The organism is Enterococcus sp. CSURQ0835 (assembly GCF_902706605.1).
Taxonomy (GTDB): domain Bacteria; phylum Bacillota; class Bacilli; order Lactobacillales; family Enterococcaceae; genus Enterococcus_A.
This window is the reverse complement of the sequence record NZ_CACSLH010000013.1, coordinates 1-26,892: the sequence shown is the minus strand read 5'-3', so window position 1 is coordinate 26,892 and position 26,892 is coordinate 1. Positions and strand designations below refer to the sequence as shown.

25 protein-coding genes and 1 tRNA gene are annotated in these 26,892 nt (G+C 40.7%); 16 read left to right on the top strand and 10 right to left on the bottom strand.

The window, feature by feature from the left end; all coding sequences use genetic code 11:
- Positions 1 to 198: 198 nt before the first annotated feature.
- Both GVJ38_RS07115 and GVJ38_RS07110 read left to right on the top strand, forming a co-directional pair.
- Positions 199 to 1,377 carry a GW dipeptide domain-containing protein gene (locus GVJ38_RS07115; protein ID WP_159722486.1) on the top strand — a complete coding sequence of 393 codons (1,179 nt, stop codon included), beginning with the start codon at positions 199 to 201 and terminating at the stop codon, positions 1,375 to 1,377.
- Positions 1,378 to 1,677: 300 nt separating this feature from the next.
- Positions 1,678 to 3,186 carry an N-acetylmuramoyl-L-alanine amidase gene (locus GVJ38_RS07110; RefSeq protein WP_159722485.1) on the top strand — a complete coding sequence of 503 codons (1,509 nt, stop codon included), beginning with the start codon at positions 1,678 to 1,680 and terminating at the stop codon, positions 3,184 to 3,186.
- A 144-nt stretch (positions 3,187 to 3,330) separates the two neighbouring features.
- On the opposite strand, the gene GVJ38_RS14155 is transcribed toward GVJ38_RS07110, so the two are convergent.
- Positions 3,331 to 3,477 carry a hypothetical protein gene (locus tag GVJ38_RS14155; protein ID WP_200849468.1) on the bottom strand — a complete coding sequence of 49 codons (147 nt, stop codon included), beginning with the start codon at positions 3,475 to 3,477 and terminating at the stop codon, positions 3,331 to 3,333.
- 380 nt (positions 3,478 to 3,857) lie between these two features.
- On the opposite strand from GVJ38_RS14155, the gene GVJ38_RS07105 reads away from it, so the two are divergent.
- Complete coding sequence (locus tag GVJ38_RS07105) at positions 3,858 to 4,079, top strand: hypothetical protein (RefSeq protein ID WP_159722484.1); 222 nt, start codon at positions 3,858 to 3,860, stop codon at positions 4,077 to 4,079.
- Positions 4,080 to 4,180: 101 nt separating this feature from the next.
- Here the strand turns inward: GVJ38_RS07105 and GVJ38_RS07100 are convergent, their stop codons facing one another.
- The 4 genes from GVJ38_RS07100 to GVJ38_RS07085 all read right to left on the bottom strand — a co-directional run bounded on the left by GVJ38_RS07100 (position 4,181) and on the right by GVJ38_RS07085 (position 7,655).
- Positions 4,181 to 5,434: a glycerophosphodiester phosphodiesterase family protein gene (locus GVJ38_RS07100; protein WP_159722483.1), complete on the bottom strand. Its 1,254-nt coding sequence runs from the start codon at positions 5,432 to 5,434 to the stop codon at positions 4,181 to 4,183.
- 264 nt (positions 5,435 to 5,698) lie between these two features.
- Positions 5,699 to 6,298: a TVP38/TMEM64 family protein gene (locus GVJ38_RS07095; protein WP_159722482.1), complete on the bottom strand. Its 600-nt coding sequence runs from the start codon at positions 6,296 to 6,298 to the stop codon at positions 5,699 to 5,701.
- Between the two features lie 120 nt (positions 6,299 to 6,418).
- Positions 6,419 to 6,868: a threonine/serine exporter family protein gene (locus GVJ38_RS07090; RefSeq protein WP_159722481.1), complete on the bottom strand. Its 450-nt coding sequence runs from the start codon at positions 6,866 to 6,868 to the stop codon at positions 6,419 to 6,421.
- A gap of 34 nt (positions 6,869 to 6,902) precedes the next feature.
- Positions 6,903 to 7,655: a threonine/serine exporter family protein gene (locus GVJ38_RS07085; RefSeq protein WP_159722526.1), complete on the bottom strand. Its 753-nt coding sequence runs from the start codon at positions 7,653 to 7,655 to the stop codon at positions 6,903 to 6,905.
- A gap of 442 nt (positions 7,656 to 8,097) precedes the next feature.
- On the opposite strand from GVJ38_RS07085, the gene GVJ38_RS07080 reads away from it, so the two are divergent.
- Positions 8,098 to 8,670, top strand: coding sequence for a TetR/AcrR family transcriptional regulator (locus GVJ38_RS07080; protein WP_159722480.1), 573 nt, complete (start codon positions 8,098 to 8,100; stop codon positions 8,668 to 8,670).
- 39 nt (positions 8,671 to 8,709) lie between these two features.
- Positions 8,710 to 8,797 (top strand) — tRNA-Ser (locus GVJ38_RS07075).
- A gap of 221 nt (positions 8,798 to 9,018) precedes the next feature.
- On the opposite strand, the gene GVJ38_RS07070 is transcribed toward GVJ38_RS07075, so the two are convergent.
- Both GVJ38_RS07070 and GVJ38_RS07065 read right to left on the bottom strand, forming a co-directional pair.
- Complete coding sequence (locus GVJ38_RS07070; RefSeq protein ID WP_159722479.1) at positions 9,019 to 9,690, bottom strand: Fic family protein; 672 nt, start codon at positions 9,688 to 9,690, stop codon at positions 9,019 to 9,021.
- 112 nt (positions 9,691 to 9,802) lie between these two features.
- Positions 9,803 to 10,621: a hypothetical protein gene (locus tag GVJ38_RS07065; protein ID WP_159722478.1), complete on the bottom strand. Its 819-nt coding sequence runs from the start codon at positions 10,619 to 10,621 to the stop codon at positions 9,803 to 9,805.
- 186 nt (positions 10,622 to 10,807) lie between these two features.
- On the opposite strand from GVJ38_RS07065, the gene GVJ38_RS07060 reads away from it, so the two are divergent.
- Both GVJ38_RS07060 and GVJ38_RS07055 read left to right on the top strand, forming a co-directional pair.
- A complete protein-coding gene (locus tag GVJ38_RS07060) occupies positions 10,808 to 10,987 on the top strand; it encodes a hypothetical protein (protein WP_159722477.1) in 180 nt (59 codons plus the stop codon).
- Positions 10,988 to 11,160: 173 nt separating this feature from the next.
- Positions 11,161 to 11,829 carry an MIP/aquaporin family protein gene (locus GVJ38_RS07055; RefSeq protein ID WP_159722476.1) on the top strand — a complete coding sequence of 223 codons (669 nt, stop codon included), beginning with the start codon at positions 11,161 to 11,163 and terminating at the stop codon, positions 11,827 to 11,829.
- A gap of 93 nt (positions 11,830 to 11,922) precedes the next feature.
- Here GVJ38_RS07055 and GVJ38_RS07050 read toward each other — a convergent pair whose 3' ends face one another.
- Together GVJ38_RS07050 and GVJ38_RS07045 are read right to left on the bottom strand one after the other, a co-directional pair.
- Positions 11,923 to 12,564: an NAD(P)H-hydrate epimerase gene (locus GVJ38_RS07050; RefSeq protein WP_159722475.1), complete on the bottom strand. Its 642-nt coding sequence runs from the start codon at positions 12,562 to 12,564 to the stop codon at positions 11,923 to 11,925.
- 14 nt (positions 12,565 to 12,578) lie between these two features.
- The gene (locus GVJ38_RS07045; RefSeq protein ID WP_159722474.1) at positions 12,579 to 13,382 is read right to left on the bottom strand and encodes a Cof-type HAD-IIB family hydrolase; all 804 of its coding nucleotides are present in this window, start codon (positions 13,380 to 13,382) and stop codon (positions 12,579 to 12,581) included.
- Between the two features lie 194 nt (positions 13,383 to 13,576).
- Here GVJ38_RS07045 and GVJ38_RS07040 point away from each other — a divergent pair, with 194 nt between their 5' ends.
- A complete protein-coding gene (locus GVJ38_RS07040) occupies positions 13,577 to 14,779 on the top strand; it encodes a multidrug efflux MFS transporter (RefSeq protein ID WP_159722473.1) in 1,203 nt (400 codons plus the stop codon).
- Positions 14,780 to 14,831: 52 nt separating this feature from the next.
- On the opposite strand, the gene GVJ38_RS07035 is transcribed toward GVJ38_RS07040, so the two are convergent.
- Positions 14,832 to 15,017 carry a YjzD family protein gene (locus GVJ38_RS07035; protein WP_159722472.1) on the bottom strand — a complete coding sequence of 62 codons (186 nt, stop codon included), beginning with the start codon at positions 15,015 to 15,017 and terminating at the stop codon, positions 14,832 to 14,834.
- Between the two features lie 79 nt (positions 15,018 to 15,096).
- Between GVJ38_RS07035 and GVJ38_RS07030 the strand changes: the two genes are divergently transcribed.
- The 8 genes from GVJ38_RS07030 (at position 15,097) to GVJ38_RS06995 (ending at position 26,178) form a co-directional block, all read left to right on the top strand.
- Positions 15,097 to 18,351, top strand: coding sequence for a DNA polymerase III subunit alpha (locus tag GVJ38_RS07030; RefSeq protein ID WP_159722525.1), 3,255 nt, complete (start codon positions 15,097 to 15,099; stop codon positions 18,349 to 18,351).
- Between the two features lie 144 nt (positions 18,352 to 18,495).
- The gene (gene pfkA / locus GVJ38_RS07025) at positions 18,496 to 19,458 is read left to right on the top strand and encodes a 6-phosphofructokinase (protein ID WP_159722471.1); all 963 of its coding nucleotides are present in this window, start codon (positions 18,496 to 18,498) and stop codon (positions 19,456 to 19,458) included.
- Positions 19,459 to 19,519: 61 nt separating this feature from the next.
- The gene (gene pyk / locus GVJ38_RS07020; RefSeq protein WP_159722470.1) at positions 19,520 to 21,304 is read left to right on the top strand and encodes a pyruvate kinase; all 1,785 of its coding nucleotides are present in this window, start codon (positions 19,520 to 19,522) and stop codon (positions 21,302 to 21,304) included.
- Positions 21,305 to 21,471: 167 nt separating this feature from the next.
- Positions 21,472 to 22,023: a YceD family protein gene (locus GVJ38_RS07015; protein ID WP_159722469.1), complete on the top strand. Its 552-nt coding sequence runs from the start codon at positions 21,472 to 21,474 to the stop codon at positions 22,021 to 22,023.
- A 62-nt stretch (positions 22,024 to 22,085) separates the two neighbouring features.
- The gene (rpmF, locus tag GVJ38_RS07010; RefSeq protein WP_002290970.1) at positions 22,086 to 22,265 is read left to right on the top strand and encodes a 50S ribosomal protein L32; all 180 of its coding nucleotides are present in this window, start codon (positions 22,086 to 22,088) and stop codon (positions 22,263 to 22,265) included.
- Positions 22,266 to 22,418: 153 nt separating this feature from the next.
- Positions 22,419 to 23,840, top strand: coding sequence for an NADP-dependent phosphogluconate dehydrogenase (gndA, locus tag GVJ38_RS07005; RefSeq protein WP_159722468.1), 1,422 nt, complete (start codon positions 22,419 to 22,421; stop codon positions 23,838 to 23,840).
- Between the two features lie 146 nt (positions 23,841 to 23,986).
- Entirely contained in the window at positions 23,987 to 24,673 is a 687-nt protein-coding gene (locus GVJ38_RS07000; RefSeq protein WP_159722467.1) for a response regulator transcription factor, read from the top strand.
- A complete protein-coding gene (locus GVJ38_RS06995; protein WP_159722466.1) occupies positions 24,670 to 26,178 on the top strand; it encodes a HAMP domain-containing sensor histidine kinase in 1,509 nt (502 codons plus the stop codon). Before GVJ38_RS07000 ends, GVJ38_RS06995 begins: the two co-directional genes overlap by 4 nt.
- Positions 26,179 to 26,892 lie beyond the last annotated feature (714 nt).

Sequence of the window (26,892 nt, the reverse complement as noted above, 5' to 3'; positions counted from 1 at the left end):
GAAAAGCGCTAGCCAAAGTTAGAACTGCTTCATCAAATAACTTGGTTTAAAAATGGAAAAAGAGAATAAACAGATGACTAATAACTTTAAATAACAAATAGTGCTGAAGCTTTTCTTGAAATCTCCACGCTTTTTTTATACACTTAGTTGTAAAGCTTTAGCTTTTTTATCATTTGACAAGTGGAAAGGGGATCGCAAGTGAAAAAAATTTTTTTGAGTTGTCTAGGAGGATTCGCTGCACTCGCTTGTTTGAGCGTGTCAGCTTCAGCTGCTGATGAAGGAAGTCAAACGATGTTTCGGTTGTACAATCCAAATTCAGGTGAACATTTTTATACCGCCCGCGAGGCTGAACGTGATTCATTAGTGTCAGCTGGTTGGAACTATGAAGGGCTTGGTTGGACGGCACCACAAAAAAGTAATGTCCCCGTCTATCGAGTGTATAATCCTAATGATGGTGATCATCATTATACGACTTCACGCGGTGAAACAGAAGTTTTAGTGCAGAAAGGCTGGCAAGATGAAGGAATCGGCTGGTATTCTTCAGAAGTCAAACAACATCCAATCTATCGGGCGTATAATCCAAACGCTAAAGCTGGTGCTCATCACTATACTTTGCAAAATGGCGAGATCCAAGCCCTGACTGCAAAGGGTTGGGACGATGAAGGGATCGGCTGGTACGCATTAGGCCAACCGACGTATGGTCAACAAGATATCCAAAGCATCACGCATTTGACAAATCAACACGGACGCGTAAAAAATGCGAATGTGTTAAATGCTGCTCAAAATGGGCAGGCAGTTGTGATTGGAAATACGGGTAAATACGATGGCTACGTAGCAACATTGAAAAAAGAAGTCAAAACGGCTTATGGTACGTATTATGAGATTGCGTTTCCTGATAATGTCATCGGTTGGATCGACAGCAAAGACCTTTCTCTAGTCAAAGAATTTTGGCGCTACACGACAGGTGGGCCGTATCCAGATTTAAATGTTCCCAACTTGAACATTGAAGTTTCTTTCAATCAAAAGCGAACGTATGTTAAATCAGGTGATCGAGTCCTATATACATTATTATCACAAAATGTCAGACCAGATTATTATGCGCGGATCGGCTCTTACCGAATCAATAGCTATCGCGTAGAATCTTTTTGGAGCATTTACGGTGGAGCAAATTATGCCATCGGTTGGTATGATGCCTTGTATTTATTCCACAGTGTGGGACTCGCTCCAAAAGGTGGCGATTACGATGCTGGTCTAGCAGATCGACTTGGTGTAGTTGGTGATGGGATCTCAGCAGGCTGTGTGATCCTTTCTGTTGAAGATGCCAAATGGTTTTATGAGAAAATTCCAACCGGCACCCCAGTCAACATTCATTGGTAGTAGTAATTAAATGACCATGAGACGATCTAAACCGCGAGCAAACCAAAGTTTTTGGTTTGCTCGCGGTTTTTGCGTGTAGCTGGCTTTCAGCGTGGCAGCTTGTAAAGTTTTCTGTAATCGATTTTTTATGAAAGTCTAAAACTTATGGTGAAGCCAAGATGTTTTGCTGATTTTTTTGTGAACTTGCAGTATACTCGCAACAGTTTGTCATTTTCACATGGCAAAAAGTAGTCGACGAAATAAATGACAACTCACGCTGATCGTTTATTTCGGATAAAAAATTACGGGAAGAGGGCATGTATGAAAAAGAAAATTTTAGCGTTAGGTAGTTTATTGTTAGCTGCGTCATTTTCGACGACAGCATTGGCGGCTGAAGGTCAAGATTCATTAGTGCAAGAAGGTCAGACGACACCGCAAGATAAAGTGACGTATTTTCAAGAAAAAAATAAAAATCGATTGCCGATCCAATCGCGTAGCCGTGGCTCGAATAAATATTTATTCGTGATGGGACACGGGGCCGGCGATAAAGGAGCGCAAGGTAGCGGCACCAATGAACGTGAATTTACGCGGAACGAAATCTTGCCACGTTTACGCCGGTATGCTCCTTTGCTAAAAAATTCAACGGTAGATTTTTATGATCCGAATCGCGATATGTATCAAGATTCTGTTGCTGGTGGTGGTGCATGGACGATTTCTGATAGCTATGCGTCTGTGACTGAGATACATCTCGATTCAAAAGAAGGTGGACCGGGAACTGGCGGTCATGTGATCGCTCATCCTGGTAACAATACGCCGCAAAATTTAGCGATCGCGCAAACAATCAAAAAATATGTAGGCGCTTGGAATCCAAAATTTCCAATTGACGGCATGAGTTATCGGACTGACTTGTATAATTTGAATATTTTGCAAGATCGTAACATTCCGTATCGTCTGGTGGAACTAGGATTCATCAATAATCCAGAAGAAGTAGCAAAGATCCGAGCGAATTTGGATAATATCGCGGTCGACTTGTTGCAAGATGTTACAGGAGAACAAATCGAAATAAAAGGTGGTTCCATCGATCAATTCAAAGTCGAAGGAAATAAGATCACTGTTTCTGGCTGGTTTTTAAATCGCAAGGCGAACAGTAATGAAACGCGTTACTTGTTTTTCATGAATCAAGCAGGGCATGAGGTAGCCCGGGTGCCGATTACTGCAAATAAAGCCCGTCCTGATGTAGCAGCAGCGTATCCCGCTGTCGCAAATGCAGGCAACAGCGGCTTTGAAGTGACAATCGAGAAAACAAAAGAATTGGATGGCGACTCTGTAAAATTAATGGGCCGCGCTTCGCAAGATGCAGCTGGGAATGCTACGATCTATGATTTTAATTTTGCTGGTGACTATGAGATTCCATCAGATAAATTTGATCAGATCTACCGGATGTATAATGAAAACAGCGGGGAACATTTCTTTACGAAAAATGGAGCAGAAGTCGCTCACTTGAAATCGCTTGGCTGGAATTATGAAGGCGAGGCATGGGCTGCACCGGAAACTGGTGATGCTGTTTATCGACTGTACAATAAAAACGGTGGGGAACATTTCTATACGAAAGAACGAGCAGAAGCTGACCACTTAAAATCACTTGGTTGGAATGACGAAGGGATCGCATGGTACTCAGATAAAAACCACTCTGTTCCGATCTATCGGGTCTACAACCAGAATGCAGCTGCTTTCCCACATCATTACACCGCAAATGCTGGCGAAAAAGATAACTTGGTCAAAGCTGGCTGGAATGACGAAGGAATTGGTTGGTACGGTGTCAACAAATAAACTGACTTATCCTAAACGAGATCTGTCCATTGTGACAGGTCTTTTTTGTTGCCTAAAGAGCAAATAAAAAATCTACCTAATTTTTTTCATTAGGTAGACGTCAGTTTGGATCGATTTTAGTCATTTTGCGCAAGGCACGCTCCTTTATTTTTCGGTTAAAGCGACAATGGCTTGTTCGATAGTAATCCCATACGCAACATTTTCTTCGTTATTTACTTCGATCGCTAAAAAACGATTCGACTCACTATCAAAAGCGATTCGATACTGTAATTCTAAAGTAGTAAATGTCATTTTTAGTCCTCCATTGATTAAATTAAACTTACTATTCGAATATATCATGATTAATAAAAAATTACAAAAGATAATATTTTAAAGATAGACCAATTCTTAAAAATAAGAGTTAAACTTTTTTGAACAAAAAAATAAAACAATAAAAGCAAAACATTTCTTTTAAGAAGTTCACTCTAAGATAGAACGCTTTATTATGGGGATTTGGAAATATTTCTGACTTTTAAATTAAAATATAACTAAACATATATAAACGAATGTTTTGATTAGAAAATTCAGAAAAAATAGTTTTGTTTATTTAGCAACAAAAAAATAGTAAAAAACGTTTTCAATTAAGTTTTTTTATGTTATTATAAAAACGTCTTAAGGAGAGGGGAGTTAAAGTGGAAAATATTAAAATTGGAAATTCATATCAGTGTCAGGCAATCGGGTTAGAAAAAGAGGTCATTGGGGTAGTTGAGCAATTATACAATAATACAGTACTGATTAATGTCGTTTCCTGTGATCCGATCGACCGACCAACGGTGATTGAATTGCAAAATCGTTTATTAGTGAAGTATGAAGATGTTGTCATTGAAGAAGTAGTAGGGGTAACTGCTTCTTAAAACTAGACCTTTGAATTTATTTTGATGAGAAAATAAATGAGGATGAAAAAGTGAAAAAACTGCTGACTGATGTTTAACGATCAGTCAGCAGTTTTTTTGGTTTAAGGGTTAAAATAAAAAATAGCTTTTTCTTTGTTTGTTACTGGTCGTTGTTTTAAAACAGTCAGGTCATCAGTCAATAGACCAGCAACGTGTAAGGTGCGAAAATAAGCCGCTTGGGTTTGCGTGTTGACTGACCAAAGATAAACTTGTTTTGTTCGTTGTAAATGTGCAATCAGTTCTTTTGTGGCCGTTTTTCGTTCAATGTTCAAAAAATCAGCGGTTGTCCGAGGCGCTCCTAATAAGTCAAAAGGTAAAATATATCCGACTTTTAGCGTGGGGTATTTGTTTTTCAAGTTTTCAGTCGTTTGCAGATCCATACTTTGCAATTGATGAGGAGCTAATTGCTTCGCTGAATAGCGGGCGCAAAATAATTTACTCAATGAGTCTTTCGTTCGAGATGTGACTTTTAACTCAATCAAAAGCGATTGGTTCAACTTATTCGCCTGCTTTAAATAAGTTGAAAATAAACTAAGCTGAGCTTGCTGATGATTTTCTGTTAAAGGAATTTGTTTTAATTCCGACCAAGTCAGTTCATCGACTCGTCGGTTAAGCCGAGCTAATTTTTTTAAAGTTGGATCATGGATGACCACTAGCTGGTGATCGGCTGTTTCTTGAACATCTAGTTCAACTAGATCTGGCTTTGCAGCCTGACTCGTTTTGATCAAAGCGGGTACGGTATTTTGGACACCATTTTTTTGAGTGACACCACGGTGGGAAATCGTCAGGGACTCGTTAGCTTCTGTTTGGAACGTTTTTCTTATCTGGTGAGTCGTTAACATAAAATAGCTCACTACTACGAGTAGTATTAAACCAAATTGAAATGCAGTAGTTGAACTTGGTCGGATGGGAATAAAGCGGGCGAGGATTACTCGAATCAGTAAAAATTGACTGACAGCCAGCAGATTTTTAACTAATTGAAAACTTAGCATTCCACCTAAAAGAATGTGTTTTTGATCAGGTAGCCAATGAACGATTAATTGAAAAAGGGGAAAACTAAAATGAGACAACATAAAAAATAAACCGCTGATCCCGATTAGTTGCCAGATGATCCGAGTAGAAAATAGCTGGCGTAAACTTAGAAACGTAATGGCAAAATATCCAAGGGCAACGAGAGGTAAAATTTTCCAACGTTCTCGAAAAATCAAATCCAAAAGTTCAGCGGGAAATGGAAAATAGCTAAAGTACAGTCGAAAAAAAGCAGTCGTCCAGATTGGTGAGAGTAAACAGCTCAAGCCAAAATATTTTCCACTCAAAGCTAACGTGCTCTTAGTCGGAAGGGCGTGTAAAAAAAGTTGACTAAAGAAAAAAAGCATGATGATAATGAGGACGAGCAAACTGATTTGGCGACCCGCTGCCGCAAGATGACGAGCGCACAAAAAAAATAATTGCCAACTGAAGGGCATGAAGAACCACAAAAAAAAGCCCCGCAGGAAAAGATCGGCTGTGGATTGATCTTTTAAGACTGTGAAATAGGTGATGACGATCCTCTCCTTTTCAATGAAAAAAGCCCACTGGGATCAGTGAGCTAATAGATTTGCTAAGAAACTGCCACCTTGTAAGAGTGCCAGACTATACAGAAAAATGGAAGCAGGTTTGGCTAATAAAATGATCAAAGCATATTTTTTAAAAGACATTTTAGTCAGACTAGCCATTAAACAAAGGGCATCATCTGGCGCAACCGGGAAAAAGATCGCTAATGCGAATAATTTTTCGAAGCGGCTTTCATTTTCTAGCCAACCGCTATACTTGTGGTAGACTTTTTCTGAAACTAAGTGTTTGATCAAAGGCTGACCGTAAAAACGACCTAGGCCAAACAAGATGAGTGAGCCAATACAAATACCTAAATAATTGTACACAAAGCCCCAGTAAGGACCAAAAATCAAGACCCCTGCAGCTAAACTGATACCGCCGGGAATGATCGGAATGATCACTTGGATGATCTGAATCAAAATAAACACTAGTGGCCCTAAGATGACCGATCGACCGACTAAATGCTGGAGCGAGCTCATGTTACTGAAGACGCCGAGATTATAAAAATAAATCGCTAAGCCAATCGAAAAACTCAAGCCTAACAGTGAGATTACATTTAAAAGTTTACGAGATTGTGCGACGGTCATAAGATCAGCTCCTTACCCGTTTAGTAGTTACTTGAAGTATAAAACATCAGCAGGTTTTCTGCCTACGACTTGCGCCTGATTTTAAAGAAAAAGCTGAAAAATTTAATCACTTCTAAAGATTTATTTGTGCCATAAATTTTGTCGGGTGAGCTTTAGGAGTCGTTCAGCTAGATTACTGAACATAAAACCTAAAGCGATCGCACCTGAAGTAACTAATACGATGGCGATATTTTCCAATGACTGATTAAAATTTTGCGCCATCAAATCACGGACGGCTTGGTAAGCGGGACCGCCTGGCACTAGTGGAACTAGGCTTGGGATGTTGAATAAAATGACCGGCATCCGCATTTTACGCGAAAAGAAAATGCTGGCTAGTCCGATCCCTAATGCGGCTAAAAAATTAGCATACCCGATATTTTGCTGGGCGACGATACGAGAGAAATAAAAGATCATCCAGCCAAATGCGCCGGTTAACCCACAAGCAAACAACGCTCGACGTGGGATATTTGTGATGATAGCAAAAGCCGCGGTACTTAAAAAACTAAATCCAAAGTTAAGTAGAACTGTCAAAAAAAAATCCCTCCTGTAACGATTGCTAGCGTGGCTAATAAAAGTTGAACGCGACGATAATGCCAGCACCGATCGCACCTGCGATGAAAAATGCTTCGGTTGCCCGTGCCATTCCACTGATCAAATGCCCCTCCATGATGTCGCGAAATGAATTCGTAATGGCAAGGCCGGGCACTAAGGGCATGATCGAGCCGACGATCGTAGCATTGACATCTTTTACCAGTGTGAATTTAGCTGCCAGAATCGCGAGAAAGCCAATCGCCAGCGCCGCTAAAAAATCATTTAAAAAGCGCATCTGTAATTTTTGATCAATCAATGCGTGGATCAAATAACCGATCGAACCGATCAAGAAAGTGGGAATAAAATCAAACCAGCGCCCATTTAAAATGATCATCAAGGTGCTGCTGACTACTCCTGCAGCCAGCAATTGCCAACTGAAAGGAAAGTCTGGGGTATCATTGCCAATATTTTCTAAAACATCATAAAACTCAGCTAGGGAAATTTCTTGTTCTGCAAACCAACGAGAAGCTCGATTGACCGCCGCAACTTTTTCTAAATTAGTTGACAGCTTAGTGATTTGAATGACTTGGCTGGTATTCTCGGTTGGAAAGCCCACCACTAGTCCAGTCGCGGTCACATATGTCTGGACGTCATCAAAGCCAGCGTTTTGCGCGATTCGTTTCATCGTATCTTCAACGCGATAAACTTCAGAGCCCGACTCCATCATGATCTTACCGGCTTTTAAACAGGTGTTGAGTACTAATTGCGCATAAGGTTGTTGATCCATCATTTCACCTCAAAAATAGAATACACGAATGAAGCGGGCTGACGTACAACTCGCGGGATTCGCTCTGTCTTCTTTATATTAGAAAAAAGCAGAACGTTTAGCAAGAAGAAGGTCTACTTTCTAATGATTACCATCAAAAAGAGTGTCCAAGAATAAAGAACGCAGAAAGTGCGACAAAAAAACAACAAAAAAGATAAAAAAAGTCATAATATTTTTTTAACTATAACTGGTTTTGGTTTATAATAGAATTATATCAGTTATAATTACTGAGGGTATGATCATAAAACTTCCGATTTGCTCTGTTAGTCAATCAAATTTAACTCGTCTAGTTGAAGATTTTTTAATCAATTTAGATAACGCAGTGGCTAATCCTTGCAAAAGAGCTGATTTTTTGATTAAAATAAAATGACAAGAAAAATAATAACACATGGGAGGAATAGGTATGAGAAGAAAAGTCTATACAAAAGACCAAATTTTGAAGGCTGCCTATGAAGTAGTTGAACACGAAGGTTTCTCCGGTTTTACTGCTCGGAATATCGCGAAGAAAATGGGGATTAGTACACAGCCGATCTATCTAGAGTTTAAAAATATGAGTGATTTGAAAAATACGCTCTTAGATGAGATCTGTAATCACTTGTATTATGAGATTTTCCCAGAAGTTCGCACGGGGGATGCGATTGTAGATCTAGGACTGAATTATATCTACTTTGCAAAAGACCGTAGTAATCTTTACAACGCATTGTTCGTTCAAGAATATGGTGGCGGGAAACGCATGCACGACTTTTCTTACAATTATTTCCGCGACTTGACGAAAAAACATCCAAAGTACAGTAACTTAAGCGAAAAGCAAGTCAACGCACTACACGTCGGGACATGGATCTCAGTTACCGGGATTGCGACTTTGATGTCTTCAGGCATCATCTCACCAAGCGAAGAAGATATCGTTCAAATCATCAACCGGACGATCGATGGTATCCTAGAACAAGAAGATACTTCAGTCTTAGATGAATTATAAACTTGACATTTCTTAAAAAACAGGTAACATATTTGGTGCGGAAGGTTGGCAGAGTGGTAATGCACTGGACTCGAAATCCAGCGAGCCGCAGTAATGTGGTGCACGGGTTCAAGTCCCGTACCTTCCTTATCAGATAAAAAATCAGCACGGTTGGAAAACAACCGTGCTGATTTTTGTTTTGGGGACAGGCCAAAAAGATAGGTGACCATCTTTTTCCGATTTTGATTTATACTTTGAATGTCAGCGTGAGCTAATTCTTTTGTGTCATGAAGCCGTAGTGTACAGGATTGTTTAATCGTGTTAGGTCTTCTAGTGTGTTACTTGCGGGAATAGGTAATAGAGATAAAATTATTTATAATCAATTCCAAAAATACAATGATTGTATAAAAAAGGTTTGATTCGTGATTTATCCGCTGTTTCATAATAATCAATCATAAGTTTATTAAATCGCTGTAATTGTTTTTCGTTGACGATTAGAACACCGGCACCAGCTTCTATCAAAAGCTTATTGGCAGCAATAGTAGCAGTCCGCTTGTTACCATCCCAAAATAGTTGGGCGCGGCACGCATATAAAAAATAATCTAATGCTTTTTCTGTGACCGTGACATTCCGATTTAATAACTGATCGATTCGTTCAGTTGATGCTGTTGTGTCAGGGACTTTTGGTTGATAGAACGATCCACCAATGCTAACATCGCCAGTTGGCAACGTGTGAAGCATAGAGGGCGGTAGTTCACCATAAGCGACGATCAAATGAAGTGTTGTTACATAATCTAGTGTTAATGGTGCATCTAAGTCATCTAAGACAAACCGCCAAGCATTTCTAAGGTTCAAGATTTTTTGAACGTCATCAATATTTAGTCCTGAAACACTAGCACCGTCTAGAATTGTTTTAGTATCAGGAAAGGTGATATTGATGTTTTCCATCTTAGCTTGACTATAAATGTTTTCTACTAGCGTTTTCTTAGTTAAAAAGATGCTTTCTTCACGTGACAAGTTGTATTTATTCGCGTAATTCATTAGGTACCTCCTTTTGGAATTAACTGGTTTTATTAAGTAGTAGTTTTGTAATGACTTACTTGTTCTTTTTATAGTCTGCATAATTTTATCCGTCGACGTTGCAGTGTGTTTTTTATTTTTCTAAAAAGTAAGTGATAGTGCCATTTTGAGCGGAAATGATTGTTTCATCCCCCATATTGTTTCTTGCCCAAGAAATTAAAGAGACAGGTCTACCATTAGTGTACAGACTAGCAACTCGCACTTTTTCTTTAATTAAATTCATTGTGTCAGCTCCGATATAGCCATCGTAATATCCGCCAATCGTTTGAATCATACCACTGAAAACAGGGTAAATTCTAACTGCATCTGACTCTAACTCGACCCTGCTGTTTAAATTTATGACCGCCTTTTGTAACGGATTATTGGGATTTAATTTGTGATAGGGGATTGATTGCAACGGTTTTCCCGGTCCTACCGCATACCAAGCAACACCTTCAGATTGCCAGCCAGTTTGGAGCAAAATATTTTGTTCCGCAGTGTTCGTTGTGTAATTATGACTACCTGCCTGGGCTCTAGGATTATATGCGCGCTGAAGCGGAATTGTCTGATTGACGTCTGAGTACCAACCGATGCCTTCATCCTGCCAGCCAGCCTTCACCAAACTATTTTTTTCATAACTGTTTAAGGTATAATGATGGTCACCGGCATTAGGATTATACAAACGATATACTGGATCACCTGTAGTTGGTGCAACCCAGCCGATCCCTTCATAATCCCAGCGGTTTTCAATCAAGACTGTTTTTTCATTGGTATTAGCAGTGTAAAAATGTTCACCGCTATTTGGATTATACAACCGATACATTTGTTGACTCTCTGCAGCTTGTGCTTCCAAACTATTGAAAATTCCAATGGCAGTAATCGTGACTGCCGCTCCTAATAATACCTTTTTCATTTAAAATCTCCATTTCAATTTTATTAGCAAAACATTTTATCCGAGTATAGCATGCTTTTATTTTGAGTAGATTAAAAAATCAGTTGCGGATAAAATGAATTTTTTTAATTTGGAACATAACGTGCGTATTTATTTTTACGTTAGAAGAATTTTGCTATAATGGGGAATGAAAAGGGGATGAGGACTTTGCAAGAACAAAATACGGCGCTAAAAAAACCGGTTTATATTTTAGATCAACGTTTTTATCAACACTTATTGGCTAAAGAAGAAGTAGTTGAAGATCAAGAAAAAAAGACGATCGTGGCAGCTGAAAAAGAGAAGTTCCGTCGTAGCTCATTTAATGAGATGATCAAAAGTTATGCTTAAAAAATAAATCTTTCAGAAGACACGACTAAGTGTTTTTTGAAAGGTTTTTTATTTTTACCTAAAGGTCGTTCTTATTTTTCTTCATTAGAAAAATGAAAGAAATGATTTACAAGTCAAAAAATGTTTTGTAGTATAATAACGGTTTTTATTTTTATTTGGAAGGTGTGTGTCAAATGAAAAAATACTTTGCAGAGTTCATTGGGACTTTCATGCTAGTATTTGTTGGAACCGGAACTGTGGTGATTGCCAAGGGAAGTACGTTGACGATCGGGTTGGCCTTTGGGTTGACGATCACGATGATGGCATTGTCAGTCGGTAGTGTGTCCGGCGGCAATTTCAATCCCGGTGTGTCACTTGCGATGATGATCGATCGGCGTTTATCGGTCAGAGATGGGATTTTTTATATCATCGCACAATTTTTAGGTTCGCTTGTTGCTTCAGGTTTTTTAGCGATTTTTATTCGTGCGTTGAAAATTCCTGCCCATCATTTCGGACAAACCGATTTTCCCGCGATCAGTGCTGGGCAAGCGTTCTTGTTTGAAGCGGTGATCACGTTCTTGTTTGTATTTGTGATCATGATGGTAACGAGTGAAAAATATGGAAATCCTAACGGTGCACCATTTGCAATTGGGTTAACGCTAGCCTTTTTGATTATCGTTGCGCTGAACTTAACTGGCGGCTCATTGAATGCTGCTCGGAGTTTTGGCCCCGCTGTATTAGCTGGCGGAACGGCACTTGCTCATTACTGGGTTTACTTATTAGCACCAACTTTAGGCGCTGTCGTAGCGGCTTATGTTGCGCGTTTGATGGGTAGTGAAGTAAAAGTCAGTGCCAAAGCGTAAGTGAATTGCAACATGTGAAGCCGTGAAAAAATTTAGTCGACAAATGTCTGACACATAAAAAATGCCAGCTGACAAAATGTCAACTGGCATTTTTTAATGACTTATCAGCGGTTGATCACTGACACCGATATCTTTGACGAGAATCTCTCCGGCAAATTGTTTAGCAGGTTGCTTGGTTAAACCGAACTTTTTAAATTGGAAAGTGATCGTCTTATCAGCTCGGATCGCTTGACCTAAGATTTCGCCGCTGTCTCCAGAAAGGCCTGAAGGTAAATCAACTGCAAAGACAAACAACTTTAATTGGTTCAACGCTTCGATCACTTGGCCGATATGAGGGTAAACGATTTTTTTAAGACCAATCCCCAAAATCGCATCGACTAAAACGGCGTAATCAGGATTTTTTGGTAACTGCGTGTAAAGCGGGATCTGATAATTTTCACAGATCGTTTTTTGTAACTTTGTTTCCGCAGTCAAATGTTCTGGATTTCCAACAAATAAAAGCTCAACTTGATAGCCTTTGACTTTTAATAAACGAGCGATAGCAAACCCATCACCGCCGTTGTTGCCGCTACCGCACGCCACTAAGATCTTACATTTGGCTAGGTTTTCTAATCGAAGCATCTCTTCGACAACTGCCAGCGCTGCGTGTTCCATCAAGAGTAGTGCCGGGACCCCTAACGTTTCGATGGTATACAAATCGCAAGCTTTCATTTCTGCCGCACTAACTAATTTCATTTTTCTCCCACATCCTATAAATCAAGATATTTTTCTAAATAATCGGCTAACCCATTTTCCGAATTTGGTTTGGTGGTCACATCGTTAGCTACCGCTTTGGCTTGGTCAGTTCCGTTTTGCATCGCAACTCCCCAGCCGGCGTAATCCAGCATTTCGACATCATTGTGCTCGTCACCAAATGCAATTACATCTTGTGTTTTAAAATCTAATGCTTTAGCTAAATGTGCCAGGCCTTTAGCTTTTTGAATGCCTTTTGCTACGACTTCTAAGATCGCGTTCGGGCCGCCCCAAGTGTTGACTTCGACAGCGTCACCAAACTGAGCTTTCAACTGTTCGGAGACTTGAGTGACATTGATCGGTTGGCTTCTGATGAGCATGGAAGTTGGATCTTTTTTCAGTGAAGTTTGCGTCAAAATATTTTCATGGCTGGCTTCACTAGCAAAGAGTCGTTGATCAAAAAAATTTAAGTCATCGATATAAAATGTTTCGCGATTTTCAGCTGCGACAAAGTCTAATTGCAACTTTTCTTTTTCAGCTAAAATATCAAACACGATTTGTTTATTAAAAGAAGTCTCCAGCTCGCCACTCCATTTTTTACCCGGAAGGTGGACTAATGCGCCGTTGAAATTGATCATCGGCGTCGTGAGCTGCAACTCGCGGTAGAAGTTTTCACTCATACGATAAGGTCTTCCAGTCGCGATTACGACGGTATGACCATCTTGTGTAGCGCGTTTTAAGACGTGCCGCGTTTTTTCTGTGATTTGAGAGTTTTGGTCTAAAGTAGTCCCATCTAAATCAAGTGCGATTAATTTTTTCATTTGAATCATCCTCAATGGTTTTTTTAAGTCTAGCATATCCCCTGAAAAAGGCAATAACTGACGTTACAAATTATAAAATATTAAAGTAGCTAACAAAAAAATAAAGTTAGTTACAAAAAAAGTTAGGTGAAAGTAAGCATAGCTGACTGTTGTTTGCTATAGTAGAGATAAATAGGTGAAAGAAAGGTGGAAACATGAAAATAAACTGGCGGCGTAATCTTTTTGTCTCTTGGATCGGTTGTTTTTTTACTGGCGCGAGTTTTAGTTTAGTGATGCCGTTTATTCCGGTCTATGTTGAGCAACTGGGGACGCCTAAAAGCCAAGTCGAATTGTTTGCGGGGCTTGCGATTTCGACTAACGCGTTTGCGGCGGCGATTTTTTCACCAATCTGGGGAAATCTCGCTGATCGAAAAGGGCGGAAGTTGATGATGGTCCGTGCTGCTGCTGGAATGACCGTGACGATGGGCTCATTAGCCTTTGTCCCGAATGTTTATTGGTTGTTGATCATGCGTTTTTTGACGGGGGTATTAGCAGGTTACATTCCAAATGCGACTGCGATGATCGCTTCCCAAGCACCGCGTGAAAAAAGTGGTTGGGCACTGGGAACTTTATCGACGGGGACGGTAGCTGGTAATTTGATTGGCCCGACGATTGGTGGACTCTTAGCGCAGTGGTTCGGGTTACGAAATGTCTTTATCATCACCGGCGCGATTTTGTTACTATGTACGATCTTGACGGTTTTTTTAGTCAAAGAGAATTTCCAACCGGTCGAGAAAAAAGACATGTTGAGTATGAAACAGTTAGGCAATAAGATCGATCATATGTCGATTTTAGTCGGGCTTTTCATCAGCAGTTTGATTTTGCAATTAGGCGCGACCAGCATCAGTCCGATCTTAGCTCTTTATATTCGACAGTTAAGTGGCAATAGTGCTAATACATTGCTGATCAGTGGTTTTATCGTTTCGATCGTTGGGGTATCTGCCATGATCTCATCGCCGCTACTTGGCAAACTAGGCGATCGGATCGGCAATCATATCATTTTATTAGGCGGTTTGATTTTTGCCTTTTTATGTTTTGTTCCGATGGCGTTTGTAAAAACTCCTTTTCAATTAGGATTTCTACGCTTTATGCTAGGTTTTTCAACGGGCGCATTGATGCCGTCGATCAACACGTTGATCGGCAAGATCAGTCCTCCTGAAGGGGTTAGTCGGATCTACAGTTACAATCAAATGTTTAATAATTTCGGTCAAGTTTTAGGTCCGATGCTCGGTTCGTCGGTGGCGCACACGTTGGGTTATCCCGCTGTCTTTTTGGCTACGAGTGCTTGCGTTTTTGGGAACATCGTCTTGAGCTTTTTTAATTTTCGCGGGTTACTAAAAACGAAAACGCGGATCTAAGACAGTTGAAATCAGCAAAAAACCAGTTACAATAAAGTAACTGGTTTTTTGCTTACGCTTGGCTAGTTGCGTGTTTAGGTTTCATGACAAACGACAAGATGCAAGTGAGAACGCCGATCGTCAATGAGATAATGGTCGAGAATTTAAAGTCATACGTTCCGCTTTGCAACGCACCGCCTAAATAACAAACTGCTTGGCCAACGACAAAAGACCAAAATAAAGTGACTAGATATTTCATGGGCACACCTCTTTTCCCGTGCATTTCTAGTTGTAGTTTAGCATTTTTTCTTAAAATGTAAAGGATGGAGTAAATGAAGATGACCTTTCCTCAATTATATACGAAAACTGCTTATTCACTATTAAAAAGCACCTTGACGATTTCAGAGTATGTGGCTGCGGCTAAAGATCGCGGGTATGATACGATCGCGATTTGCGATGAGAATGTCTTATACGGTGCGGTCGAATTTTTTAAGGCCTGTCAAAAAAATGACTTGAGAGGAATCATTGGCTGTGAATTGACAGTCACGTTTCAAGAAAATGAATTTAGTTTAGTAGCGTATGCCAGAAATGTGACGGGCTATCAAAACTTGATGCAGCTTTCCTCGCAAAAAATGATCACAGGAAGTTTGTCTTTAACTGCAGCTGCTGACTTTGCAGACTTAGTAGTGATTTTTCCTTGCGCACAAGTTACCGAACTAGAAAATTTTCAACGTTTGCAAACTGTTTTACCAGAATTAGTGGTAGGCATTTTACAAGAGTCGCAAGCGGTAGAAGTCGCAGCGGCAGCTTTTGATCAACGGTGTGTCTTGTTGCATGAAGTTCGCTATTTAGAACCGACCGATGCTTTTGCGATCCAAACGTTAGCTCATATCCAAGCCGGAACACAGATCCCAAAAGAGGAATTGGCGGAGTCAACAGGGCAACAAGCCTTTTTATCTCAAGCTGAGCTATTGAACTGGGCCGAAACTGCAGGTCTGACTTCTTTAATAGAACAAACCGAACAAATCGCAGCGACTTGCCAGTTGGAAATTCCACTGCAACAAACTTTGCTTCCTCATTATCCTGTGGCAGAAAAGGTGAGTGCTGGCGAATACTTAGCTCAACTGTGTTGGGAGAAATTACCGCAACGGGTGACTGAAGTGACAGAAGTTTACCGCAAGCGGCTGACGATGGAACTGGATGTCATTCACCAAATGGGATTTGATGACTATTTTTTAATCGTTTGGGACGTTATGGATTACATTCACCGCAGTCAGATCGTAACTGGAGCAGGGCGTGGATCAGCGGCGGGTTCGTTGGTGGCTTATGTGTTGGCGATTACTGAAGTCGATCCGATCCAATACGATTTATTGTTTGAACGCTTTTTAAATCCGGAACGGCACAGTATGCCGGATATCGATTTAGATATTCCAGATAATAAACGTAATCAAGTCCTAGCTTATGTCAATCAAAAATATGGGCAGTCTCACGTGGCCCAGATCGCTACGTTTGGTACGATGGCGGCTAAGATGGTATTGCGGGATGTCAGTCGAGTGTTTGGTTTATCCCAAAGCGAAGCGACACGGTGGTCAAAAGCTGTGCCCAATCAGCTGAAGATCACGTTACAAGCAGCGTATGAACAATCAAAAAAATTGCGTGAATTAGCCCAAGCCAATGAAAAAAGTCGCCTGCTCTTTGAAACGGCGTTAAAACTAGAAGGATTACCTCGCCACGTCTCGACCCATGCAGCCGGCGTGGTAATCAGCGACCAGCCATTAGTCGAACTGGTCCCGCTGCAAAAAGGCTCAGATGAATTGTGGTTGACGCAGTTTACGATGACCGATGTTGAAGCGATCGGATTGTTAAAGATGGATTTCTTAGGTCTGAAAAACTTAGCAATCATTGATTATGCTTTAAAAAATATCCAGCAGACGGAGCAGCTAACGTTAGATTTGAAAAAGATCCCACTAGATGATCCTAAGACGTTGGCGTTGTTCCAACAAGGTGAGACAAGCGGCGTATTCCAATTCGAGTCGGCCGGAATCCGCAATGTATTGCGCAAGTTAGGCCCGACTTCCATCGAAGATATCGCAGCTGTCAACGCGCTATATCGTCCGGGTCCGATGCAAAATATCGAGCATTTTATCGCGCGTAAAAAAGGTCGGGAACCGATCACTTATCCTGAAGAAAGCTTGATCCCGATCTTAAAAAATACGTATGGTATCATCGTTTATCAAGAACAGATCATGCAAGTTGCTTCAAAAATGGCCGGCTTTTCATTAGGGCAAGCGGATATTTTACGTCGAGCGGTCAGCAAAAAGAAAAAAACACTGCTCGATGAAGAACGCCGTCATTTTGTCAACGGCGCGTTGGCGCAAGGGTACACTGAAGCCAGTGCGCAAAAAGTTTATGATTATATCGAACGTTTTGCAAATTATGGTTTCAACCGTTCCCACGCATTTGCTTATTCATTTGTTGGTTACCAGCTAGCCTATTTAAAGGCACATTACCCAGGCGCCTTTTTCACAGCACTCTTAGAAACAAGTAAAAATGATCAGAAAAAAATTCGTGAATACGCTGCAGAAGCTAAAAAAAGAGGTGTTAAGTTGTTAGCACCGGATATCAATCAAAGCCGCTTTGGGTTTACGTTGACCACTCCGACTGAGATTCGCTTTGGACTATCAGCGATCAAAGGCGTTCGGCGGGATTTTGTAGCAAATATCCAAGCCGTCAAAAAAACTGGCGGAGCTTTTACTTCATTGGATCAATTTTTGTTGCGGATTGATTCGCGCTGGTTAAAAGAAGAGATCATCAAACCGTTAATCGTCGTTGGCGCTTTTGATGGATTGGAAAAAAATCGGCGCAAGTTAATGACCGAATTACCGGGGAAAATCCAAAATGTCGAATACAGTGGCGGAAGCTTATCGCTACTAGATGTGATGAGTTTAAAAGATGAAACGATCGCTGACTTTCCATTGGCTGAAAAGCTTGCCTATGAAGCAGAGTACTTAGGCTTTTATCTGTCGGGACACCCAACTGAAAATTACCCGAAATTAACGCTTTTTGAAGAAGTACAACCTGTCAGCCAACTCGTAGCAGGTCAAGTAGCAAATGTCTTGCTTTATGCCAAAGATTTGCGCGTGATCCGAACGAAAAAAGGAGAGCAGATGGCTTTTTTGACTGGCGATGATCCCACGGGTGAGTTATCAGTTACTCTTTTTCCGCGCTTGTACCGAACGTTAACAGTTGAGCCGGGCATTGTTTATTTTGCGCAGGGCAAAGTCGAATTGAGCCGCTATGATCAGACACTACAATTACTAGCTGAGCGGTTAGTTGCAGCCGATACGATCGAAGCACATTTACCGAATGAAAAACTATTTTTACGCCTATCAGCGCAACAAGATACAGCCGAATTTCACCAACAGCTAACCGAGCTGTTACAGCGATCTCCTGGCCAAGTCCCTGTCGTCATTTACTTTGAAAAAAGTCAGCGAAAGATTGTGTTGAATAAACGTTTTTGGATCGAACTTAATGACGAGATCTTAGCTACTTTACGAGACTTATTAGGCGAATCAAACGTCGTAATAGCCTGAATGATGTAACTTTCAAAACTTTTTCAAACGTTTCGTAACTTTTACTAAGTTATCCCAAGACTTTTGGTTTTTTTAATGATAGAATATGTTCCGAGATTAACGAGTCACAACTGCGTGATCTAAAAAATAATTTGAGGTGAGAGAATGAAACGCATTGGTATTTTAACTAGTGGCGGCGATGCCCCAGGGATGAATGCTGCTATTCGAGCGGTCGTTCGTAAAGGGATTTATGAAGGCCTTGAAGTTTACGGCATCAACTATGGGTTTGCCGGTCTAGTTGCGGGCGATATCCGTCGCTTAGATGTTGCTGATGTTGGGGATAAAATCCAACGAGGCGGGACTTTCCTTTACTCGGCTCGCTACCCAGAATTTGCCACAGAAGAAGGGCAATTAAAAGGGATCGAACAATTGAAAAAATTTGGAATTGAAGGCTTGGTCGTCATCGGCGGTGATGGTTCTTACCATGGTGCGATGGCATTGACAAAGCACGGTTACCCAGCAGTCGGCATTCCAGGTACGATCGATAATGATATCCCAGGTACTGATTTCACAGTTGGTTTTGATACAGCTATCAACACCGTTTTAGAATCAGTCGACCGCATTCGTGATACAGCGACATCTCACGTGCGGACGTTTGTCATCGAAGTGATGGGTCGTAATGCCGGTGATATCGCGTTATGGTCAGGTGTTGCCGGTGGTGCCGATGAAATCGTCATTCCCGAACATGATTTTGATATGGCGAAAATTGCGAGAAAAATCCAACAAGGCCGTGATCGTGGCAAAAAACATTGCTTGATCATCTTAGCTGAAGGTGTAATGGGCGGTAACGAGTTTGCAGATAAATTAGCTGAATACGGCGATTACCATACTCGGGTCTCTGTTTTGGGCCACGTTGTCCGCGGGGGCGCGCCAAGTGCTCGTGACCGGGTCTTAGCAAGCAAATTTGGTTCATATGCGGTTGAATTGTTACAACAAGAAAAAGGCGGTCTATGTATCGGGCTAGAAAATAATGAAGTCGTCGCGGCTGATATCATCGATACATTAGAAAACAACAAACACAAGCCTGACTTGTCATTATATGATTTGAATCAAACAATCTCATTTTAGTTAACAACCTAGTTTCGACTAGTTTGAAATAAGTAAAAAAAGAAATGGAGCGTTTATACGAATGAAAAAAACCAAAATTGTCAGTACCTTGGGACCTGCAAGTAATACTCTTGAAATCATCTCTCAATTGATCGAATCAGGTGCTAATGTCTTTCGTTTTAACTTTTCACATGGTGACCACGCAGAACAATTAGCTCGGATGGGCTTAGTTCGCGAAGCAGTTAAAAAAACCGGTAAAGATGTTGGGATCTTATTAGATACAAAAGGTGCTGAAATCCGGACGACGGTCCAAGATACGACTGAAGCAGACTATGGTCGTGCCGGTTACATCAAATTTGAAGTTGGCGACAAAACACGTATCTCAATGGATTCTGATTTAAAAGGAACCAAAGAAAAAATCGCCGTTACTTATCCTGGCTTATATGATGACGTTCACGTTGGCGGACATGTATTGTTTGATGATGGTTTGATCGACATGGAAATCTTAGAAAAAGACGATGCGCATCGTGAATTAGTCGTTGTCGTTCGGAATGCCGGCATGTTAGGTTCTCGTAAAGGGGTCAATGCACCTGGCGTTTCAATCAGCTTACCTGGGATCACTGAAAAAGATGCTGACGATATTCGTTTTGGTTTAGACAACGATATCAACTTCATCGCTGCAAGTTTTGTTCGTAAAGCACAAGACGTATTAGACATTCGTGAAATTTTAGAAGAAAAAAATATGACACATGTACAAATTTTCCCTAAAATCGAATCACAAGAAGGAATCGATAACATCGATGACATCTTAAAAGTTTCTGATGGGATCATGATCGCTCGTGGGGACATGGGTGTTGAAATCGCACCTGAACTTGTACCAATGGTTCAAAAACGAATCATCAAAAAATGTAATGCTGCTGGTAAACCAGTTATCACAGCGACGCAAATGTTAGAATCAATGCAAGAAAATCCACGTCCAACACGGGCCGAAGCATCAGACGTTGCCAATGCAGTCTTTGATGGTACGGATGCAACGATGCTTTCTGGCGAATCAGCAAATGGTGATTATCCAGTTGAAGCTGTTGCAACGATGGCACGGATCGACGTTGAAGCAGAAGAAGCCTTGTCAGAATTAGGAACTTTCCAAATCAACCAATTCGATAAAACAGATGTCACTGAAACAATCGGTCTATCTGTTGCTCGAGCTGCGAAAAACTTAGGTGTTAAAACGATCGTTGCCGCAACTGAATCTGGTCATACTGCTCGGATGATCTCAAAATACCGTCCTGATGCTGATATTTTAGCGGTAACATTTGACGAACGCACAAAACGCGGTTTGATGGTCAACTGGGGCGTTCATCCAACCGTTGCTGAAAAACCAGGAACAACGGATGAAATGTTCGACTTAGCAACGAAAAAAGCTGTGGAACTAGGCTTTGCTAAAGAAGGCGATTTGATCTTGATTACTGCTGGTGTACCAGTAGGCGAACGCGGAACGACCAACGTAATGAAAATCCAAATGGTCGGCTCTAAATTATTGCAAGCGCAAGGCGTTGGCGAAAAAACAGTCGTAGCAAACGCAGTGGTTGCTTCATCAGCTGAAGAAGCAATCAAAAATGCTAAAGATGGTATGGTCTTAGTTGTTCCAACAACGGACAAAGAATATATGCCAGCAATCGAAAAAGCAGCTGCTTTAGTGGTTGAAGATGGCGGCTTGACATCTCACGCTGCAGTTGTCGGAATCGCACAAGATATTCCAGTAATCGTTGGTGCAAAAAGCGCAACGACTACGATTGTCGATGGCGAATTGATTACGATCGATCCTCGTCGTGGAATCGTTTATCGCGGTGAAACAACAGCGATCTAAGCTGAATTTGTGAAGCGGGCCGCTCGTCGGCTCGCTTTTTGTTTTTTGTGGTCTTGTAAGAGTCGCTTTAACTCTTACAATAACCTTTTTCAAGGTGTCAAGAAAATTTCATTGACAAGGTGTTTTGCCACCTGTATAATGGCTATTGTTGCTTAGAGGTGATAATTATGAAATGGTCAATCGGCGAACTTCGTAGATATAAAGACGAACCGCTAACTTTTTCTGAAACACTTGATGTCCAAGCGACATTGAAACAACGTGATTCAGAGATCTTGGCTGTCACGCCAGTCCAAGTTGAAGGACTACTGACAGTCGATGGAATGGAATATCTTTTGCATTATCGTTTGAAAACGACAGTCACTGTTCCTTCGTCTCGTTCATTAGAACCGGTCGATCTTCCATTAGATATCGCCGTTGATGAAGTGTTCATGACACGTGAGCAATGGGCTTCACTGGAAGAGTCAGAAGAAGAGATCATCGTGTTAGAAAACGAGTTGATCGATTTGAATAATTCCGTTGAAGACAACATCTTACTTGCGATCCCGATGCAAATCTTAACCGAAGCCGAGCAAAATAGTACTCAGCTTCCAAAAGGTCAAGACTGGGAAGTCATTACAGAAGATGATTTTATCCAGCAGCAGACAGAGAGCAAACCCGCAATTGATCCTCGTCTGGCGAAATTATCCGCGTTGCTTGATGAAAGCAAAACGGACGATTAAGCGAGATTGGAATAAACGTATCTATTAAAGATACTTCATTTTTTAAGGAGGTGTAGGTAAAAATGGCAGTACCAGCTAGAAGAACTTCAAAAGCGAAAAAAGCTAAACGTCGTACACATTACAAATTAACCATCAAAGGCTTAAACGAATGCCCTAACTGTGGTGAAATGAAAAAAAGCCATCACGTATGTGCGAACTGCGGCTACTACGATGGAAAAGACGTTATGTCTAAAGAAGCATAATTCCATAGCATTTAAAACCCCCAAGACTAACCATGGAGTCTTGGGGGTTTTGCTATAGATTAAGCGGTCTTTATTTTCAAAAACAATTCATTTTTAATTCTTTCATCATTAGGATATAATAGGACCGAACTGTAAGATTCTAGGAGGTAGATTATGACAAAACAACAATTTGGCGTCGTCGGGATGGCCGTCATGGGAAAAAATTTAGCGTTGAATATTGAAAGCCGCGGCTATTCAGTCGCTTTGTTCAACCGGACGGGCTCTAAAACCGAAGCGGTCGTCAAAGAGCATCCTGATAAAAAATTTAAAGCGACCTATACGATTGAGGAATTTGTTCAATCGATCGAACAGCCACGCCGAATCATGTTGATGGTAAAAGCTGGCGCTCCCACTGATGCAACGATCAAAGAATTATTACCACATTTAGATCGCGGCGATGTTTTGATCGATGGTGGGAACACTTTCTTTAAAGATACGATCCGTCGTAGTGAAGAGTTGGCTAATTCAGGGATCAATTTCATCGGAACTGGTGTATCCGGCGGTGAAAAGGGTGCTTTAGAAGGCCCTTCAATGATGCCAGGCGGACAAAAAGAAGCATATGACTTAGTGGCACCAATCTTTGAACAGATCGCAGCTAAGGCACAAGACGGTGCGCCTTGTGTAACGTACATCGGACCAGACGGCGCGGGTCATTATGTCAAGATGGTGCACAACGGAATCGAATATGGTGATATGCAATTGATTGCCGAATCATATGATCTAATGCATCGCTTGTTAGGCTTATCAGTTGAAGAGCTGGCAGATGTCTTTTCTGAATGGAATAAAGGTGAATTAGATAGTTACTTGATCGAGATCACGGCGGATATTTTGACGCGTAAAGATGATGAAGGGACCGGTAAACCGATCGTTGATGTGATTTTAGATGCAGCCGGTAATAAAGGTACTGGGAAATGGACGTCTCAACAAGCCTTGGATCTAGGTGTACCACTGCCTTTGATCACCGAGTCAGTCTTCGCACGTTTTATTTCAGCTTATAAAGACGAACGTGTCGCAGCTAGCAAAGTCTTAGCTGGACCGACACCTTATCAATATGAAGGAAACAAAGAAGAACTAATTGAAAAAATTCGTCAAGCTTTGTATTTTAGTAAGATCATGAGCTATGCCCAAGGATTTTCACAGTTGCGTCAAGCTTCAAAAGAGTTCGGTTGGGAATTGCCATTTGGCGAGATCGCAAAAATTTGGCGTGCCGGTTGTATCATTCGGGCCCAATTTTTACAAAAGATCACCGATGCATATGACCAAGAGCCGGAACTGGCAAACTTGATGTTAGATGATTATTTCCAAGATATTGCAGCGCGTTACCAGCAAGCTGTTCGTGATGTGGTAGGGATCGCAGTTCAAGCGGGAATTCCCGTGCCAACATTTTCTTCGGCCATCACGTATTATGATTCTTATCGCGCCGAACACTTGCCAGCCAATTTGATTCAAGCGCAACGGGATTATTTCGGTGCTCACACTTATGAACGATTAGACAAGCCAGGTGTTTACCACTATAGCTGGTATCACGAAGAATAAAAGTATGACTAGGGGATGTGAAAGAGATTTTAATTCCCTAGTTTTTTTATTAAAAGATTCGTGATAAAATGGCTATAGCATTTTTAAAGAATTAGTCATATAATAGTAAAGCGCTAATTATGACGAATCTGGAAAGGAAAAAAGAAATGAGTAATATTCTGATCATTGAAGATGAAAAAAATCTCGCTCGGTTTGTCGAGTTAGAGTTGAAACATGAGGGATACGATACCGAGGTTCATTATAATGGTAGGACCGGCCTTGAAGCCGCACTGGAAAATGATTGGGATGCCATCTTATTAGACTTGATGTTACCGGAACTAAATGGCTTAGAAGTTTGCCGTCGTGTCCGCCAAGTTAAAAATACGCCGATCATTATGATGACGGCGCGTGATTCAGTGATTGACCGTGTTTCAGGGTTAGATCACGGAGCAGACGACTATATCGTAAAACCATTTGCCATTGAAGAATTACTTGCTCGCTTGCGGGCATTATTGCGTCGAATCGATATCGAAGGGGACAAAAATGTTGCCAAACAAACGACCATTACGTACCGTGATTTAACGATCGAAAAAGAAAATCGAGTGGTTCGTCGTGGAAATGAGATCATTGAGTTGACTAAACGAGAATATGAATTGCTCTTGACACTGATGGAAAATGTCAATGTCGTCTTAGCTCGTGACGTTTTATTAAACAAAGTTTGGGGTTATGAGACTGAAGTTGAGACGAACGTAGTCGATGTTTATATCCGTTACTTGCGCAATAAGATTGATGTACCAGGAGAAGACAGCTATATCCAAACCGTTCGCGGTACGGGTTATGTCATGCGCTCATGAGAAAATTCATTAAAAAGCAAAAAGAACTTAAGGGGCCCTCTTTAACTATCAAGTGGGCCTTTACAAGTTCTTTCTTTATATTCGTCGTCTTTACGATCTTTGCTGTGATCACATATAAGTCTTCGATCAATTTGATCGTGGCTAAAGAGCGCAACAACGTTGAACAAGCGATCTCAGAGGTCGACTCTCGTTTGTCTAACTCCAATGAAGAACTAACCTTAGTCAACACTTACCGCACCTTGACGGATTCCACCAATCGTGATAATGCGTTGTATGATCGTAACATGACCTTAGAAGGGAATATGATGCGAATCGACAGTTTTATCGCTCAGATTGGTCAGCCTCAATTGTCACTTGATATTTATAACTTAGATAAAAAATTGATTTATAAAACACAAGAAGATTATCAGCCACTAGTTCAGACGAAACATAAAAACCCAACGATTGTTCGGTTAGATAATAAAAATGGCTTTTTAGCAATTGAGCCGATCTATTCAAAAGAAACGCGTAGCAAAGTCGGTTATGCCCAAATTTTTTATGAGCTATCAGATTTTTATGACATGCGAAGTAAGCTATTGCTGACGTTGATCGTCTTAGAAGTCGTGTCACTGCTTCTCAGCAGCTTTTTAGGGTTCTGGCTATCTTCTTATTTCTTGAAACCAGTGAAGATCTTACGGGATACGATGGAACAAATCCGGCAAGACCCGCAAGCAGATGTTCATGTACCAGTGATCAATACAAATGATGAGCTAGGTGATCTATCGGTGATCTTCAATGATATGATCGATCGGATTCGCATGTATATCGAGCAACAAGAACAATTTGTCGAGGATGTTTCTCACGAGCTGCGGACGCCGGTTGCGGTAATTGAAGGCCATTTGAGTATGCTGAATCGCTGGGGGAAAGAAGATCCAGAGATTTTGGAAGAGTCGATCCAAGCCAGTTTGCAGGAGATCACTCGGATGAAGAGTCTCGTTCAAGAAATGCTTGATCTTTCACGAGCGGAACAAGTTGATGTTTATTATGGAAATGAAACAGCCAAGGCTAAAGAAGTGACTTATCAAGTCTTCAATAATTTTAAATTATTGTATCCAGAATTCACCTTTACATTGGATGATGATTTAACTGAGGAAAAAGAATTGAAGATTTATCGCAATCACTTGGAACAAATCGTCATCATCATCATGGATAATGCGGTCAAGTATTCAACGGATCGAAAAGAAGTGCACGTCTCAATTTCCACGAATATGAAAGAATTTGAGATCGCGATCCAAGATTTTGGTGAAGGGATTCCAGATGAAGATATCGACAAAGTTTTTAATCGTTTTTACCGGGTTGATAAAGCCCGCGCTCGAACCAAAGGTGGAAATGGCTTAGGACTTTCGATCGCCTATAAACTATTGGAAAGCTATAAAGGTCATATCAGTGTCGAAAGTTCAGTCGGACAAGGAACGATTTTTAGAATTTTTATTCCACTTGTTACAGATGAACTACCAGAAAATTAATTAGAGCTAAACCGGTTCTTGAGTGAGCCGGTTTTTTTGTAGTAAATTTTTCCGAAAGATCTAAAACGGAAGTAGAGGAAAAAATTAAGGGATTGTTTTAAAATCGAACGTTATTTTTGATAGATAAGAAAATGTTCGCTAATAAAAAAACTTGAAAAAAATGTGCGATTTTAGTTGCATAAAAGAGTAAAGATTGCTATATTATTATTTGTTCCGATGAGCGAGTTATCTGTTGTTTAATTAATTGGAATTAAGTGTTGACGGATAAAATCGTTTATGGTATCTTATAAAAGTCGTCAAAACAACATAGAAGTTTTTGTTCTTTTAAAAAATAATTTCAAAAAAGTTGTTGACTTTCAGCTGGAAAGCTGATAAGATATAAAAGTTGCTGATGCAACACGAAACACCATGTAGACCTTTGGAAACTGAACGAAATAAGACGAACCAAATGTGTAGGGCGTTTCTATTTATAGAAACAACATACAAGCAAGCAATTTATGCTAGCGAATCAATTTTATTTGAGCTTAACAAATTCAAATGACGTCAAATTGTTCTTTTAGAAAATTTGACTATAGTTCAACACCGACACAAACGTATCGTGTTGAACTTATATATGAGAGTTTGATCCTGGCTCAGGACGAACGCTGGCGGCGTGCCTAATACATGCAAGTCGAACGCTTTTTCTTTCATCGAACTTCGGTTCACCGAGAGAAA

What these genes read in the sequence shown, in the direction of transcription:
- GVJ38_RS07110 (WP_159722485.1), top strand. Translation starts at nt 1,678, where the DNA reads ATGAAAAAGAAAATTTTAGCGTTAGGTAGTTTATTGTTAGCTGCGTCA.
- GVJ38_RS14155 (WP_200849468.1), bottom strand. Translation starts at nt 3,477, where the DNA reads ATGACATTTACTACTTTAGAATTACAGTATCGAATCGCTTTTGATAGT.
- GVJ38_RS07095 (WP_159722482.1), bottom strand. Translation starts at nt 6,298, where the DNA reads ATGACCGTCGCACAATCTCGTAAACTTTTAAATGTAATCTCACTGTTA.
- GVJ38_RS07085 (WP_159722526.1), bottom strand. Translation starts at nt 7,655, where the DNA reads ATGGATCAACAACCTTATGCGCAATTAGTACTCAACACCTGTTTAAAA.
- GVJ38_RS07080 (WP_159722480.1), top strand. Translation starts at nt 8,098, where the DNA reads ATGAGAAGAAAAGTCTATACAAAAGACCAAATTTTGAAGGCTGCCTAT.
- GVJ38_RS07070 (WP_159722479.1), bottom strand. Translation starts at nt 9,690, where the DNA reads ATGAATTACGCGAATAAATACAACTTGTCACGTGAAGAAAGCATCTTT.
- GVJ38_RS07065 (WP_159722478.1), bottom strand. Translation starts at nt 10,621, where the DNA reads ATGAAAAAGGTATTATTAGGAGCGGCAGTCACGATTACTGCCATTGGA.
- GVJ38_RS07055 (WP_159722476.1), top strand. Translation starts at nt 11,161, where the DNA reads ATGAAAAAATACTTTGCAGAGTTCATTGGGACTTTCATGCTAGTATTT.
- GVJ38_RS07050 (WP_159722475.1), bottom strand. Translation starts at nt 12,564, where the DNA reads ATGAAATTAGTTAGTGCGGCAGAAATGAAAGCTTGCGATTTGTATACC.
- GVJ38_RS07045 (WP_159722474.1), bottom strand. Translation starts at nt 13,382, where the DNA reads ATGAAAAAATTAATCGCACTTGATTTAGATGGGACTACTTTAGACCAA.
- GVJ38_RS07040 (WP_159722473.1), top strand. Translation starts at nt 13,577, where the DNA reads ATGAAAATAAACTGGCGGCGTAATCTTTTTGTCTCTTGGATCGGTTGT.
- GVJ38_RS07035 (WP_159722472.1), bottom strand. Translation starts at nt 15,017, where the DNA reads ATGAAATATCTAGTCACTTTATTTTGGTCTTTTGTCGTTGGCCAAGCA.
- GVJ38_RS07030 (WP_159722525.1), top strand. Translation starts at nt 15,097, where the DNA reads ATGACCTTTCCTCAATTATATACGAAAACTGCTTATTCACTATTAAAA.
- pfkA (WP_159722471.1), top strand. Translation starts at nt 18,496, where the DNA reads ATGAAACGCATTGGTATTTTAACTAGTGGCGGCGATGCCCCAGGGATG.
- pyk (WP_159722470.1), top strand. Translation starts at nt 19,520, where the DNA reads ATGAAAAAAACCAAAATTGTCAGTACCTTGGGACCTGCAAGTAATACT.
- GVJ38_RS07015 (WP_159722469.1), top strand. Translation starts at nt 21,472, where the DNA reads ATGAAATGGTCAATCGGCGAACTTCGTAGATATAAAGACGAACCGCTA.
- rpmF (WP_002290970.1), top strand. Translation starts at nt 22,086, where the DNA reads ATGGCAGTACCAGCTAGAAGAACTTCAAAAGCGAAAAAAGCTAAACGT.
- gndA (WP_159722468.1), top strand. Translation starts at nt 22,419, where the DNA reads ATGACAAAACAACAATTTGGCGTCGTCGGGATGGCCGTCATGGGAAAA.
- GVJ38_RS07000 (WP_159722467.1), top strand. Translation starts at nt 23,987, where the DNA reads ATGAGTAATATTCTGATCATTGAAGATGAAAAAAATCTCGCTCGGTTT.
- GVJ38_RS06995 (WP_159722466.1), top strand. Translation starts at nt 24,670, where the DNA reads ATGAGAAAATTCATTAAAAAGCAAAAAGAACTTAAGGGGCCCTCTTTA.